The organism is Caballeronia terrestris, from assembly GCF_001544515.1.
Classification (GTDB): domain Bacteria; phylum Pseudomonadota; class Gammaproteobacteria; order Burkholderiales; family Burkholderiaceae; genus Caballeronia; species Caballeronia terrestris.
Genome location: NZ_FCOL02000021.1, coordinates 100,830 through 114,857, shown reverse-complemented (window position 1 = coordinate 114,857; position 14,028 = coordinate 100,830). Strand labels below are relative to the sequence as shown.

The 14,028-nt window shown below is 64.4% G+C and carries 13 protein-coding genes; 3 read left to right on the top strand and 10 right to left on the bottom strand.

The window, feature by feature from the left end:
• Positions 1-312 precede the first annotated feature (312 nt).
• Positions 313-498 carry a hypothetical protein gene (locus tag AWB67_RS18865; RefSeq protein WP_035936571.1) on the bottom strand — a complete coding sequence of 62 codons (186 nt, stop codon included), beginning with the start codon at positions 496-498 and terminating at the stop codon, positions 313-315.
• A 231-nt stretch (positions 499-729) separates the two neighbouring features.
• Complete coding sequence (locus AWB67_RS18860) at positions 730-1,995, bottom strand: MFS transporter (protein ID WP_087657770.1); 1,266 nt, start codon at positions 1,993-1,995, stop codon at positions 730-732.
• A gap of 347 nt (positions 1,996-2,342) precedes the next feature.
• Between AWB67_RS18860 and AWB67_RS18855 the strand changes: the two genes are divergently transcribed.
• The 3 genes from AWB67_RS18855 (at position 2,343) to AWB67_RS18845 (ending at position 4,519) form a co-directional block, all read left to right on the top strand.
• Positions 2,343-2,555, top strand: coding sequence for a hypothetical protein (locus AWB67_RS18855; RefSeq protein ID WP_062638904.1), 213 nt, complete (start codon positions 2,343-2,345; stop codon positions 2,553-2,555).
• A gap of 50 nt (positions 2,556-2,605) precedes the next feature.
• Positions 2,606-3,649, top strand: a complete 1,044-nt coding sequence (locus AWB67_RS18850) for an SrkA family protein kinase (RefSeq protein WP_087657769.1) — start codon at positions 2,606-2,608, stop codon at positions 3,647-3,649.
• Positions 3,650-3,784: 135 nt separating this feature from the next.
• A complete protein-coding gene (locus AWB67_RS18845) occupies positions 3,785-4,519 on the top strand; it encodes a PepSY-associated TM helix domain-containing protein (RefSeq protein WP_235025217.1) in 735 nt (244 codons plus the stop codon).
• A 39-nt stretch (positions 4,520-4,558) separates the two neighbouring features.
• Here the strand turns inward: AWB67_RS18845 and AWB67_RS18840 are convergent, their stop codons facing one another.
• The 8 genes from AWB67_RS18840 to AWB67_RS18805 form a co-directional block, all read right to left on the bottom strand.
• Positions 4,559-5,782: a PepSY-associated TM helix domain-containing protein gene (locus tag AWB67_RS18840; protein WP_235025216.1), complete on the bottom strand. Its 1,224-nt coding sequence runs from the start codon at positions 5,780-5,782 to the stop codon at positions 4,559-4,561.
• A 580-nt stretch (positions 5,783-6,362) separates the two neighbouring features.
• Entirely contained in the window at positions 6,363-7,385 is a 1,023-nt protein-coding gene (locus AWB67_RS18835) for an XdhC family protein (RefSeq protein ID WP_087657767.1), read from the bottom strand.
• On the bottom strand, positions 7,358-7,909 hold the full coding sequence (locus AWB67_RS18830) for an SRPBCC family protein (RefSeq protein ID WP_087657766.1): 552 nt from the start codon (positions 7,907-7,909) through the stop codon (positions 7,358-7,360). Before AWB67_RS18830 ends, AWB67_RS18835 begins: the two co-directional genes overlap by 28 nt.
• Positions 7,900-9,096, bottom strand: coding sequence for a vWA domain-containing protein (locus AWB67_RS18825; protein WP_087657765.1), 1,197 nt, complete (start codon positions 9,094-9,096; stop codon positions 7,900-7,902). Before AWB67_RS18825 ends, AWB67_RS18830 begins: the two co-directional genes overlap by 10 nt.
• 6 nt (positions 9,097-9,102) lie before the next feature.
• Positions 9,103-9,990, bottom strand: a complete 888-nt coding sequence (locus AWB67_RS18820; protein ID WP_087657764.1) for an AAA family ATPase — start codon at positions 9,988-9,990, stop codon at positions 9,103-9,105.
• A gap of 17 nt (positions 9,991-10,007) precedes the next feature.
• Positions 10,008-10,808 (bottom strand): FAD binding domain-containing protein, encoded by an 801-nt coding sequence (locus tag AWB67_RS18815; RefSeq protein WP_087657763.1) that lies wholly within the window; start codon positions 10,806-10,808, stop codon positions 10,008-10,010.
• A gap of 10 nt (positions 10,809-10,818) precedes the next feature.
• Entirely contained in the window at positions 10,819-13,206 is a 2,388-nt protein-coding gene (locus tag AWB67_RS18810) for a xanthine dehydrogenase family protein molybdopterin-binding subunit (RefSeq protein ID WP_087657762.1), read from the bottom strand.
• Between the two features lie 67 nt (positions 13,207-13,273).
• Complete coding sequence (locus AWB67_RS18805; protein WP_087657761.1) at positions 13,274-13,747, bottom strand: (2Fe-2S)-binding protein; 474 nt, start codon at positions 13,745-13,747, stop codon at positions 13,274-13,276.
• Positions 13,748-14,028: the final 281 nt, after the last annotated feature.

Below are 14,028 nucleotides of genomic sequence, written 5' to 3'. Positions count from 1 at the left end.
TCCCTGCGCGGTGCGTGGCGCAAAGAAGAACGTACCCGGCAGGAAGCGATCCAGGTTAGCCCGGGCGGCAGAAGCGCGTGGCGCCAAGGCAAAGCGATCCGCGCATTCCTGCGCGAAGGTCGAGGAACGCGAAGGCTGCAAGCGGAAATTCTTGGATAAATCCCGAACGTGGCGCGCCCACACGCAGCCGGACAAGTCGACGCCCGCGTCAAGCGAATCGCAAAACCGCCGGCACTGTCGAGCGCAAGCACGCGAGCGCGTCACCAGGCGCGCGGCGCGCAAATGCGCTCAACTGCAATCGAAAAAACCCCGCTATATCAACGCAGGCAACCCTTCGACCAGCAAAAACGCCACCAGCACACCGACCAGCGCGCCGAAAGCTCTGAGCACATTGTTCTTGAAGTGTGACGCGCAAGGAATCGCGCCTAGAAACAGCGCGCCGGCGAGCGCCATTGGGATGATCAGGATGAAGTCACCGATTGTGAAGTACGTCGTCATTGCTCGTCTCCCATCGTCTTGCTTTTGCGTCGAGCCGTTCGCCCGGCGCTGCACTGGCGATTCGAGTATAGGCCGCGTATCACGGTGTGTCGTCGGGATTCCGCAATTGAGCGCGGCGGAGCGAACGTCCGTGCCTTATGCCGCAAGCCTTTGCGGGCGGTCGATTTAAGCGGACGCGGAAAAACCCTGACACGCCGACGATTTCGTTTTCCTTTCGATCAGACGAAAAGACTAAGCCTCCCGCCGACTCAAATGCACCGCCCCTGCCAGCCCGATCAGCAACAACGCGCCGACGAGCCCCGCGACGCCGCCCCATCCGAACCCCGTCCAGAAGTGCCCGCCATAAGAGCCGATCAGACTCGACCCGATGTAATACGCCAGCAGATAAAGCGCCGCCGCCTGCCCTTTCGCCTGCGTGGCCAGTCGTCCGACCCAACTACTCGCCACCGCATGCCCCGCGAAGAACCCGAACGTGACGCAGGCAATCCCGCCGATGATCATCGGCAGCGAATTCGAAAGCGTCAGCAGCACGCCGCTGAGCATCAGCAAAAGACTCGCGATCAGCACGCGCCCGCGACCGAAAACGTCGGCCATTTTTCCGGACCATGGCGACGCCACCACGCCCGTCAGATACACCGTGAAAATCGCGCCGATCTGCGTCTGGCTCAGCCTGAACGGCTCGTCGATCAGCCGGTAGCCGACGAAGTTGTACAGCGTGACGAAGCTCCCCATCAGCACGAAGCCCATCAGGAAGAGGAAGGGCAGGTCGCGATTGCGAAGGTGCGTCGCCAGCGCTAGTCGATGATGGCGAAAGCCCATGCCGCGGCGCGGGACGAAGCGTCGCGAGGGCGGCAGGAGCACGCGGAACGCGAGCGTCGAAAGCAGCCCGAGCGCGCCGATCCCGCCGATCGCCACGCGCCACGAGAAGAAATCTGCGAGCACGCCGCTGATCACGCGCCCGGCCATTCCGCCGATCGCCGTGCCGCCGACGTACAGGCCCATCGCAAGACCGAGGCCTTCGGGCTCGACCTCCTCGGCGAGATACGCCATCGCGACCGCCGGCACGCCGCCCAGCGCGAGCCCTTCGAGCGCGCGCACGACGAGCAGCCCGTGCCAGCTCGGCAGGAACGCGGCGATGATCGTCAGCACCGACGACGCCGAGAGCGAAAGCGTCATCAGCCGATGGCGGCTCCATCCTTCGGAGACGAATCCGGCGACGAAAATCGCAATCGCGAGCGATGCCGTCGATACCGACACCGCCAGCGCGCTCTGCGCCGGACTCACGCCGAACGTCGCGGAGAACTCCGGCAGCAGCGGCTGCACACAGTACAACAGCGAGAACGTGGCGTAACCGGCGAACAGCAGCGCGAGCGACGCGTGCCAGTAAGCGCGCGAGCCGCGTTCGAGATACGGCGTGGGATCGGTGGAAGGACGGCGGGCGTTAGAAGAAGACGACGCAGACGAAGCGGGCCGGTCCGGCGCCGGCGAGGGAGTCACGACAATGCCTCCTTAAAAGCAAAGTTCATCACCTTACGCCGAATGGCCGCGCCCTGCCCGTCGCCGCGCCAGTCGCTTTCGTGCGGCTTTCATCGACGGCGTCTTTACCAGCGGCGGTCGCAGCCTGCAAGTCGCCAAAAATTGCTACGTGGGTTTCCGCGCACGCCCTCTTGGACCGCGCGCACCGCGATGCGCTAAAGTAGTAGCGCAACGTCTTGTCACAAAGCCGCGCGAGCCCGCCTCAGGCGACGCTCGAGCGGCCTGCAGTCTGGTGCACGAACCCTGGACAGTCCGTGCTTGGTAACCATAATTGACCGGTACAGCCGGCACTCTGACGGGGATTCATCATGCAAATCGGCTCGATCGTCCGCTCCGTGCATATCGCCGTGCCTCAAGGGGCGCGCGGCATCGTGATGCGAATTCTTGGCGACATGGCAATGGTCGCGTGGTACGCGGGCGAGCCCGGTGTGTCGCAACTGCTCAACACGGAACCGTTCTTCCTCGAAGATCTCATCGATACCGGCGACGTCGTCCGGCCGGCGAATTCCGTCGTTCACTGAACGCGGATTGGGCGCCGGCTGATCAAAGCCGATGCGCGGATAATGCCGGAATGAACTCAGACCATTCCGAAGCACCCGGCACGCCGTCATCCGGCGACGCGCATCCGGCTCCTCCTTTCGCCGATCTCACGCCCGAGCGCGTCCTCGATGCGCTCGACAGCGTCCTCCTCCCGCTCGGCGAACGCACCGACGGGCGCATGCTCCCGCTCAACAGCTACGAAAACCGCGTCTATCAGGTCGGCATGGAAGACGGTCCGCCGGTCGTCGCGAAGTTTTACCGGCCGCATCGTTGGTCGGATCAGGCGATTCTCGAAGAGCACGCGTTCGTCGCCGAGTTGTATCGGCGCGAGATTCCGGCGGTGCCCGCGCGCGTGCTCGACGGCACGTCGCTGCATCGTTTCGACGGCTTTCGCTTTTCGATCTTCGAACGTCGCGGCGGCCGCGCACCCGATATCGATCGTTCCGACACGCTCGAATGGCTCGGGCGCTTCATCGGGCGGATTCACGCGGTGGGTGGCATCGAGCCGTATCGCGAGCGGCCGACGCTCGATATCCAGAGCTTCGGCTACGAGCCGCGCGAATTCCTGCTGACGCACGGCTTCGTTCCGCGCGACGTGCGCGAGGCTTATGAGACGGTCGTGAAAATGGCGCTGGAGGGCGTCGAGCGCTGTTTCGAGCGCGCGGGCGACGTCGCGCCGATTCGTCTTCACGGCGACTGTCATCCGAGCAACGTGCTCTGGACCGACGCGGGCCCGCATTTCGTCGATTTCGACGACAGCCGCATGGGCCCCGCGATCCAGGACCTGTGGCTACTGCTGCCGGGCGAGCGCGCGGAGGCGTCGCGCGCGCTGGGCGATCTGCTCGCCGGCTACGAGGATTTTTGCGATTTCGAGCCGCGCGAACTGCATCTCGTCGAAGCGCTGCGCACGCTGCGGCTGATTCATTACGCGGCATGGCTCGCGCGCCGCTGGGACGACCCCGCGTTCCCCGCCGCCTTCCCCTGGTTCAATACGCAACGTTATTGGGAAGACCGCATCCTCGAACTGCGCGAACAAGTCGGCGCGATGGAGGAAGGACCGCTCTGGCCGGTCTGAATTTTTACGCTTTATTGCAAAGCGTTGTCTAAACCCCTTGGCCATGTAATGATAACGATTCTCATTTGTGGCCAAAGTGGGTCGATGCGTCGACCGCTGTTGGCCTTTCTTTTCTGCCGAACAACGGAGAGACGCGTGAACGCGCCCGAAACCATCAAGCCCCCGCGGACATCGAACGCATCCCCGATGCATTACAAGGAACATGGCGCGCATCGCCTCATTGACGACGCCGAGGAGGCGGTCCGCAAGAACCGCTCGCGTCGCGCGACGTTCATCAAGTGGCTGCGCAAGATTCACGGATGGGTCGGCCTGTGGGGCGCGGTGCTCGGACTGCTGTTCGGCACGACGGGGTTCTTGCTGAATCATCGCGGCGGGCCGCTGCGGATTTCGACCGGCGAGCCGCAGGTCTCGCAGATGCAGCTTCCGCTGCCTGTAGAAGGATTGAAGTCGCCGAAGGAACTGGGCGGCTGGCTCAAGCATGAGCTGAAACTCGAAGGCAATCTCGGACGCGTGAAGCGCGAACCGGCGCGGGCCGTCGCGTGGGGCGATCAGAAGACGATGCAACCCGAACAGTGGACCGTGATGGTGGCTTCGCCGAGTGGCGGGGTATCGGCGGAATATTGGGTGGGGAACGGCTTCGTGTCGGTGAAGCGCACGGACAACAGCTTCCTCGCGACGATGAGCAATCTGCACAAGGGCGTGGGACTGAGCGTCGGGTGGGTTCTGCTCATCGATACGCTTGCGGGCAGCATTATTTTGCTTTCGCTGACGGGGGTGCTGCTTTGGACCGAGCTGAATAAACGGCGGACGGTGGGCGCGGTGCTCGTCGGGGCGTCGATCGTGGCGATGGTGGTTTGCGGGATGATGTGATCGTTTGACTCCGAACCAGGACCGTATTCGGTCCTTTTTTTACGCCGATGCGCCGCGCTTGCGCTTGTTATGGCGCGTCAGCCAGAGATACAGGCCGCTTCCCAAAACAACGATCGTTAATACATCGAACGCGGCCCAGAAGATTTTGAGCGGCATCCCGCCGAAGTCGCCGAAATGCAGCGGCTGCGAGCCCAACAGCAGCTTCAAGTACCACGGCAATTCGCGCGAATCAGTCAGCGTGCCCGTCGATGCATCGATGAGCACCGGCCGCAGCATCCGCGTCGTGAGAATTCCGTCGCCACGCATGAACACCGTGTAGTGATGCGGGCTGCTGAAGCGCGTGCCCGGAAACGCGACGAACGACGGGATCATGTCCGGCGCGACGCCGCGCGCGACCTTCACGGCATCATCGACGGAGGCGCTCGCGATCACCGGCGGCTTGCCCTGATACGGCGCGAGCATCTGCGCGAGCTGATCGTTGCGCCAGGCTTCGAGCAGCAGATCGGCGAGCGTGTTGATCGACCCCGTCCCGCCGACGATGATCGCCCACACGAGCGTCAGCATGCCGAGCGCGTTGTGCCAGTCGAGCCACACGATGCGCCGCTTCTTCTTCAGCCGCACGCGCCCGAGCCCGACCTTGCGCCAGAACGGCATATACACGACGACGCCCGACACGACCGCCGCCAGGAACATCACACCCATCGCGCCGAGAAAGAGCTTGCCGGCGAGGCCGGCGAACATGTCGACGTGCAGTTTCAAAAGCACGAACTTGAGCGATCCCTTGCCGGGCGGCAGGCCGAGCGCCTGCGCGGTGCGGCCGTCGACGACGGTGCTTAACGTGTCGTCGGGCGGGGTATCGGCGCGCGGCGCGGTGACGATCACCGGCAGCAACGGCTCGTCCGGCTCCCAGATCATGTATTGCGGGACGTGGCCGGGGTGTTTCTTCAGTGCTGCCGCCAGAATTTGGTCGTAGGTCGCGCGCGCGTTCGCCTGCGAGGCGGGCAGTTCGGGCGCTTCGATCGCATCGCCGAGGACGACGTCAAGCTCGTGGTCGAAGACCAGCGGCAAGCCCGTCAGGCAGAGCAAAAGCATGAACGCGGTGCAGATCAGGCTTGTCCAGCGATGCACGATCGACCAGATGCGCAAAGAGCGCTGGCTCATGCCGCGCTTGCGGTGATCGTCGCCGGAGGTGGGCTGCGAGGAGGCTTGCGCTGATGGCGTCAGCTTGGCGGGGCGTTCGCCGGTCAGGAAGTTGCCTCGCATTCGATGGTCCTTTTCCTCGTTCGTTGCTTTGGGCTGCGGTCGACCAAATGAGAATGATTATTATATGGGAGTGAGGGAGATAGCGTTGAAGGGGCGTTAAGGTTTGCAATCGTTGACGCTTTGATGGGGTTTGAGAACGCCAGCTTCTTTTGGAATCGGGTCATGCAGCGTCGAGCGGTAAAGACTGGAAACCATCTCCGCGCTTCGACGCGCGCTTTCCGCACAGGCGATTGGCGGCCCCTCGCGCTCATTGCGAGCGCGCGGGTGAGACGAATTCGAGATGACTTCGGAAGTGCAAGCGCAGGATCGCTCTCGCGCCGTCCACGTTTTGATTTTCCATGCGTGACATGGCAGAAACGGTTTCTTCGCCAGCGCGCCCGTTGAAATTAGCGCTTCGCGATTTTCGACGTCGCGCTCAACACGAGCGCGAGGGGTGCACTATAAAACACACCCTACTATTTTTTTAATCATCAGGAGTCGCGCTTTACACGAGCGCGTGAGTTGAAACGGAGACTGGCTCTACGACGTTGCGCTCAAGGAAGGTCGCGATTCGCGCGCGCGATCCGCCCAACCTCCGAACTCAAGCATCACAAACAACCCCGCTAGCTCCCGCCACCTCTCTGGCCGCTTTAGCGCCTTCCACCTTAAGCAACTCCGGCAACGAAACCCCATTCTTGGCCGCCGTCACTTCGGCCAGAATCGAAACCGCGATTTCCGGCGGTGTGCGACTGCCGATATAAATCCCGACCGGCCCATGCAGCCGCGCCAATTCAAGTTCCGAAAGATCAAACTCCTTCAACCGTTCCCGCCGAGCCGCATTATTCCTCCGAGACCCCAAAGCCCCCACATAAAACGCGGGCGTTTTCAAAGCCTCCATCAACGCAAGATCATCGAGCTTCGGATCATGCGTCAGCGCAATAACAGCACACCGTTCATCGAGATTCATCTCCATGACGGTATCGTCGGGCATGGTCCGCACGACGTGCGTCCCCGGCACGTCCCACTCGTCCGTGTACTCTTCGCGCGGATCGCACACCGTCACCTGATAATCCAGCCCCACCGCGATGTTGCACAGATACCGCGATAACTGCCCCGCCCCGATCACCAGCATCCGATACCGCGGTCCGTGAATCGTCAGCAGCGTCGCTTCATCGAAGACAACGCCATCGGTAGCCTGCGCCGGCTCCATGCGCACCGCCCCAGTCGCCATATCCAGCGAGCGCGCGACAAGCCGCCCCGCCTCCACCGCCTCGCACAGTTCCGCGATCCCGCTCGATACAGTCAACGGCTCCAGCACGAGCTGGATCGTCCCGCCGCAAGGCAGCCCGAACCGATGCGCCTCCTCCGCCGTGATCCCGTACTTCACGGCTTCCGGCAACGTCTGCTCGATCCCACGCTGCCGCACGCGATCGATCAAATCGTCCTCGATACACCCGCCCGACACCGAGCCCACCACGTGTCCGTCATCGCGCACGGCGAGCATCGCGCCCTCCGGCCTCGGCGACGATCCCCACGTCTTCACCACCGTGACGAGGAGCACGCGATGCCCCTCGTCGAGCCATCGCGCGCTGTTCTTCAGGACTTCGAGATCCACGCTGTCCATGATTTCTTTCCCTTGCTTTCCACGTCGTCATCGGCGGCGCTTTCACCTTCCTCCGATGCCTCGTTGCCCTGCGCTTCAGCGTCCCGAAACTGCGCGCTGAAGCGCTTGAAAAATTCCCCGGCAATCTTGCGCGCCGCCCCATCGACGAGCCGTGAGCCGATCTGCGCGAGCTTCCCGCCGACCTGCGCGTTCGCGCTGTACGACAACACCGTCGATTCGGCATCGTCGCCGGGTTCGAGATTTACCTTCGCGCTGCCCTTGCTGAAACCCGCCGCGCCGCCCTGTCCTTCGAAAACGATCGTGTACGTGTGCGGGGCGTCGATCTCAGTGAGGTTCATGCGCCCCTTGAAACGCGCCTTCACTGGTCCGACCGATGCCGTCATCGCCACCGCGTACGCGTTCTCGCCATCGGCATCGATGCTCTCGCAGCCCGGAATGCACGCGCGCAGGATCTCGGTGTCGTTCAGCGCTTCCCACGCGCGCTGCTGCGGCACAGGCAGCGTGTAGGTCTCGGTCAGTTCCATCGCATGTCTCCGGTTGTGCGGGGCGCCGTGCGTCCGGGAAGCGCCGCCAGTTCCCGCCCGACAGCAGCCAGGCTGTCGAGGTTATGCGCCGCGAGCATCGCATCGACGTGCGGCAGGATCGCGCGCACGCCTCGCGCGCGCGGCGTGAATTCCGGGTATCGCAACAGCGGATTAAGCCACACGAGCCGATGCGCGAAACGCGCGAGCCGCGCCATTTCCTGATCGAGCACGTCGATGGCTTCGTGATCGAGGCCGTCGGTCACGAAGAGCACCGTCGCCCGACCTGCCAGCACGCGGCGCGCCCAGCGCCGGTTGAACTCGGCGAGCGCCGCGCCGATCCGCGTGCCGCCCGACCAGTCGACGACCTGATCCGCCAGCCCCGCAATCGCGACATCGGGATCGCGCTCGCGCAGCGCGCGCGTCGCATTCGTCAGACGCGTACCGAAGAGAAACACCTGCAGTCGTTCGCGCGATTGTAAAAGTGCATGGCAGAAGTAGAGCACAGCGCGCGAATACGCGCTCATCGAGCCGGAGATGTCGAGCAACAGCACGAGCGGCGGACGGCGTTCCACGCGCGCGCGATATTTCCACACGGTCCAGTCGCCGCCGGAATGCACGGCGTGACGGGCACTGGCGCGCAAGTCGGCGTGCGTGCCGTGCGATGCCGCTTTCAGCCGGCGCGTGCGCTCGGTCGCGAGCGGCATCCGGTGCGAGCGGATCTGATGGCGTAGCGTGCGCCATTCGTCGGCGGTGAGTGTGTCGAAATCGCGATGGCTCAGGCGCTCTTCCGCGCTGAACGTCATGCGCGCGTGCAGTTGTTCGGGCGCGCGGTCGTGCGCGGGCGCTTTCTGGGACGCCGCCGCGCGTGCCGCGAGCGCATCGGCAAGGCGGTTGTTTCGCTTTGGCGGCGGTGCGCCGCCTTTCACCTTCGGCAGCAGCATCGCGCGCAGCTTGCCTTCCCAGTCGGGATCGCGCCAGAAGAGGTCGAACGCGGCATCGAAGATATCGCGCTCATCCGGCGCGTGCACGACGAGCGACGCGAGCGTCGCGCGCACGTCGTCGCGTCGGGCGATGTCGATCCAGCGGAGCGCGTCGAGCGCATCGACCGCATGCGACGGCGACATGCCGAGCCCCGCGCCGCGTAGCAGCCGGACGAAATGCACGACGTTGCGCGCGAACGATTCCATCGTGATCTACGCGGGCGCGGCGAGACACTGCGCGATCGCGCCGCCGTCGACGCGCGCGAGATCGTCCTGATACTTCAGCAGGACGCCGAGCGTGTCCTGCACCGATTGCGGATCGAGCTCACTCACGCTCAACGCGGCGAGCGCGCGGCACCAGTCGATCGTTTCCGCGACGCCCGGCGCCTTGAACAAATCGAGCGTACGCAGCCGATGCACGAACGCGACGGCCCGCGCCTGCAACTCGGCGCCGGCTTCAGGCGCGCGCGCCGCGACGATCGCAAGCTCGACTTCGCGCTCGGGATAGCCGATCCACTGATAGAGACAGCGCCGCTTGAGCGCATCGTGGACCTCGCGCGTGCGGTTCGACGTCATCACGACGAGCGGCGGCAGCTCGGCGCGCACCGTCCCGTACTCGGGAATCGACACCTGGAAATCCGACAGCAGTTCGAGCAGGAACGCTTCGAACGGCTCGTCGGCGCGATCGATTTCGTCGATCAGGAGGACGCGGCGGGCGTCCGGATTCAGCGGATCGGGCAGCAGCGCCTGCAACAGCGGGCGCTTGAGCAAAAACTCGCTGCGATACAGCGAATCGTTCGACGGCGCTTCGCCCGATGCTTCGGCGAGCCGCAGCGCCATGATCTGCCGCGGGTAGTCCCATTCGTACAGCGCGCTCGCGGTATCTAGCCCTTCATAGCATTGCAGCCGCAGCATCGACGTACCGATCAAACCCGCCGCCGCCTTCGCCAGCTCCGTCTTTCCGACGCCCGGCTCGCCTTCGAGAAAGAGCGGTCGCTGCATTTTCAGGGCGAGAAAGAGCGCAGTCGCGAGTTCGCGGCTGGCGAAGTACTTTTGCTCGCCCAGGCGGGCGAGCGTGTCGTCGATCGACGCGGGCTCCATGACCTTCCCGATAACCGCTAGAACGAGTTGGCCCGCTCGATCGCCCGCCCGGCGAGCACCGGGATCAGATGCGCGCGATAGATGGCGCTCGCGTGCATGTCGTCGTTGAGGTTGTCGGGCGGGATCGTGACGCTGCGCGCCGAAGCGACCGAAAAATCCGTCGACAACGCCGCCTCCAGCTCCTTCGCGCGAAATACCGACGGCGCCGCGCCCGTCACCGCGACGCGCACGCCGTCCGCGCGTTTTGCGACGAACACGCCGACCAGCGCAAAGTGCGACGCCGGATTGCGAAACTTCTCGTACGCGGCGCGCTCGACGAGCGGAAACTCGACGGCGGTGATCAGCTCGCCCGGTTCGAGCGCGGTTTCGTACATGCCGACGAAGAAATCGTCGGCGGCGATGCGGCGGCGGTCGGTGATCACCGTCGCGTTCAGCGCGAGCACGGCGGACGGATAGCACGCGGCGGGATCGTCGTTGGCGAGCGAGCCGCCGATCGTGCCGCGCTCGCGAACCTGCCGGTCGCCGATGCGTCCGGCCAGATCGGCCAGGCCCGGAAGCGCTTTCTTGACGTCGGCGTTCGCGGCGACCTGCGCGTGACAAGCCGCGCCGCCGATCGTCAGCGTGTCGCCTTTGAATGCGATCTCCTTCATCGACGCGATGCGCATCACGTCCACGAGCGCCGATGGCTGCGCGAGCCGCAGGCGCATCGTCGGCAAAAGGCTTTGGCCGCCCGCAAGGTATTTCGCGTCGGCGTCGGCGTTCATCAGGGCGGCCGCGGCGTTAGGTTCGCCCAGCCGCTTGTAGTCGAATGTATACATGTCGGGCTCCTCAGGCGTGGGTCGAAGTCGCGGCGTGCATTGCCTGCCAGACGCGGTGCGGCGTCGCGGGCATTTGCAGGTCCTTCACGCCGAGCGGCGCGAGCGCGTCGAGAATCGCGTTGATGACGGCCGGCGGCGAACCGATCGCGCCCGCCTCGCCGCATCCCTTCACGCCGAGCGGATTGTGCGTGCACGGCGTGCCCTTCGCGGTCTCGACCGTGAAATTCGGCAGGTCGATCGCGTGCGGCATCGCGTAGTCCATGAACGAGCCTGACAGCAACTGGCCGCTCTCGTTGTCGTACACGCAGCGCTCCAGCATCGCCTGCCCGATGCCTTGCCCGAGCCCGCCGTGCACTTGCCCCTCGACGATCATCGGATTGATCACGTTGCCGAAATCATCGACGGCGGTGAATTGCTGGATGCGCGTCTCGCCCGTGTCCTGATCGACTTCGACTTCGCAGATATACGCGCCCGACGGATACGTGAAGTTGGTCGGATCGTAGAACGCGTTTTCGTTGAGGCCTGGTTCGAGCGTCTCCAGCGGGAAGTTGTGCGGCACGTACGCGGCGAGCGACACGTCGACGAACGTCTTCGTGCGATCCGTGCCCGCGACGCGGAAGATGCCGTCCTTGAACTCGATGTCCTCCGCCGACGCCTCCAGCAAGTGCGCCGCGATCTTCTTCGCCTTCGCTTCGATCTTGTCGAGCGCCTTCATCAGCGCCGAGCCGCCGACCGCGATCGACCGCGAGCCATATGTGCCCATGCCGAACGGAATGCGGCCGGTGTCACCGTGGATGATCTCGACGTTGTCGATCGACACGCCGAGCCGGTCCGCGACCACTTGCGCGAAGGTCGTCTCGTGGCCCTGGCCGTGGCTGTGCGAGCCAGTGAATACGGTGACCGAGCCGGTCGGATGCACACGCACTTCGCCCGCTTCGAAGAGCCCCGCGCGCGCGCCGAGCGCCCCCGCGATGTTCGACGGCGCGAGTCCGCACGCTTCGATGTAGCACGAGTAGCCGAGGCCGCGCAGCTTGCCCTTTTGCTTCGCTGCGTCGCGGCGGGCGGGGAAGCCTTTGACGTCGGCGATTTCGAGCGCGCGGTCGAGGATCGCGTCGTAGTCGCCGGTGTCGTAGGTCAGGCCGACCGGCGTCGCGTACGGAAACTCGCGGATGAAGTTGCGCCGCCGGATCTCTGCCGGATCGATGTTCATCTCGCGCGCCGCCGTCTCGACCAGCCGCTCGACCACGAAGGTCGCTTCGGGGCGGCCCGCGCCGCGATAGGCATCGACGGGAACCGTGTTCGTGAAGACCGCCTTCACCTCGGCGTAGATCGCGGGCGTCGCGTACTGGCCGGCGAGGAGCGTCGCGTAGAGGATAGTCGGCACGGAGGACGCGAACGTCGAGAGGTACGCGCCCATGTTCGCCGTCGTGTGCACGCGCATCGCGAGGAACTTGCCGTCGTTGTCCAGCGCGAGCTCGGCTTTCGTGACGTGGTCGCGGCCGTGGGCGTCGGAGAGGAACGCTTCGGAGCGCTCGGCCGTCCACTTGATGGGACGCCCGACCTTCTTCGACGCCCACGTGAGTGCCACGTCCTCCGCGTACAGAAAGATCTTCGAGCCGAAGCCGCCGCCCACGTCCGGCGCGATTATCCGCAGCTTCGATTCCGGCAGCGACAGCACGAACGCCGCCATCAAAAGCCGTTCGACGTGCGGATTCTGGTTCGCGACGTAGACGGTGTAGCTGTCGTCGTGCTTCGAATAGCTGGCGTTGACCGCGCGCGGCTCGATCGCGTTCGGGATCAGGCGCTGGTTCACGATGTCGAGTGTCGTGACGTGCGCGGCCTGCGCGAACGCGGCGTCGGTCTTCGCCTTGTCGCCGTGGCCCCAGTTGTAGCAGATGTTGTCCGCGACGCCATCGTGCACGAGCGGCCGGCCCGCGTCCGCCGCGTGCGCCGTATCGACGACGGCGGGCAGCACGTCGTAATCGACATCGATCAGTTCGACCGCGTCCTTTGCTTCCTTGATCGACTCGGCGATCACGAGCGCCACCTGATCGCCGACGTGACGCGCCTTCTCATGCGCGATCACGGGATGCGGCGGCTCGTTCATCGGCTTGCCGTCGGTGCTGTGGATCAACCACCCGCACGGCAATCCGCCGACGTTATCGGCGGCGAGATCGGCGCCGGTGAACACGGCGATCACGCCGGGCGCTGCCTTCGCGGCGGCTGTATCGATGCTGCGGATTTTCGCGTGCGCGTGCGGCGAGCGCAGGAAGACCCCGAAGCTCTGTTGAGGGAAAACGACGTCGTCGGTGTACTGGCCCGCGCCCGTCAGGAAGCGATAGTCTTCCTTGCGTTTGACGCCGGCGCCAATCAGGTGCTGCTGTTCAGGGGCATTCATTACGGTCTCCAGTCTGGGCGCTTTTCATCGAAAGGATCTTTCGGTAAGGCATGAGCGTGGTCGTGTTTCAACCCGCCTTCATGGCCTGCGCGCCCAGCAGGACCGCTTTGACGATGTTGTGATAGCCGGTACAGCGGCACAGATTGCCGTCGAGTTGCTCGCGCACTTCCTCTTCGGTGAGATCAGCGCTTTGCGATGCGAGCGCGGTCGCGCTCATCACCATGCCCGGCGTGCAGAAACCGCACTGCAAGCCGTGACACTCCTTGAACGCCGCCTGCATCGGATGAAGTTGGCCATCCTTCGCGATGCCTTCGATCGTCGTGACTTCGGCGCCGTCCGCCTGCGCCGCGAGGATGTTGCACGACTTGATGGCGCGGCCGTCGAGATGGACGGTGCACGCGCCGCATTGCGCGGTATCGCAGCCGATGTGCGTGCCGGTAAGCCTCAGTTGATCGCGTAGAAACTGGACGAGCAGGATGTGAGGTTCGACGTCGGCGGTCACGGCTTTGCCGTTGACCGTCAGACTGATGCTGAGCGTCATTGCTGTGTCTCCTTGGGGATGGACCAGCCGGCCAACCCAAAGCGCGCACTCACGATCACTACGTCCTGAATATGCCTTGCTGCCGCTCGTGAGCGTCCGGCTGGGAATTCGTGTTCGTTGTTATCGCAGTGAGTAAAACACAAATCCGCAGGGCTCGCCATCGGGCCGGAGTGCACGGCGCTCCGCTGCTTTGCAGCAATGTTCTTTTTATAGAGGTGCCCCCCAAAAGCAAAGCGCCGCTTCGAAGAGCGGCGCTTCGTGAGTCACGAAAACCCGAAGGC

Bases quoted from the DNA above. Each gene is read 5' to 3' on its own strand.
- AWB67_RS18865 (WP_035936571.1), bottom strand. From the start codon at position 498: ATGACGACGTACTTCACAATCGGTGACTTCATCCTGATCATCCCAATG.
- AWB67_RS18855 (WP_062638904.1), top strand. From the start codon at position 2,343: ATGCAAATCGGCTCGATCGTCCGCTCCGTGCATATCGCCGTGCCTCAA.
- AWB67_RS18850 (WP_087657769.1), top strand. From the start codon at position 2,606: ATGAACTCAGACCATTCCGAAGCACCCGGCACGCCGTCATCCGGCGAC.
- AWB67_RS18840 (WP_235025216.1), bottom strand. From the start codon at position 5,782: ATGCGAGGCAACTTCCTGACCGGCGAACGCCCCGCCAAGCTGACGCCA.
- AWB67_RS18835 (WP_087657767.1), bottom strand. From the start codon at position 7,385: ATGGACAGCGTGGATCTCGAAGTCCTGAAGAACAGCGCGCGATGGCTC.
- AWB67_RS18830 (WP_087657766.1), bottom strand. From the start codon at position 7,909: ATGGAACTGACCGAGACCTACACGCTGCCTGTGCCGCAGCAGCGCGCG.
- AWB67_RS18825 (WP_087657765.1), bottom strand. From the start codon at position 9,096: ATGGAATCGTTCGCGCGCAACGTCGTGCATTTCGTCCGGCTGCTACGC.
- AWB67_RS18820 (WP_087657764.1), bottom strand. From the start codon at position 9,990: ATGGAGCCCGCGTCGATCGACGACACGCTCGCCCGCCTGGGCGAGCAA.
- AWB67_RS18815 (WP_087657763.1), bottom strand. From the start codon at position 10,808: ATGTATACATTCGACTACAAGCGGCTGGGCGAACCTAACGCCGCGGCC.
- AWB67_RS18810 (WP_087657762.1), bottom strand. From the start codon at position 13,206: ATGAATGCCCCTGAACAGCAGCACCTGATTGGCGCCGGCGTCAAACGC.
- AWB67_RS18805 (WP_087657761.1), bottom strand. From the start codon at position 13,747: ATGACGCTCAGCATCAGTCTGACGGTCAACGGCAAAGCCGTGACCGCC.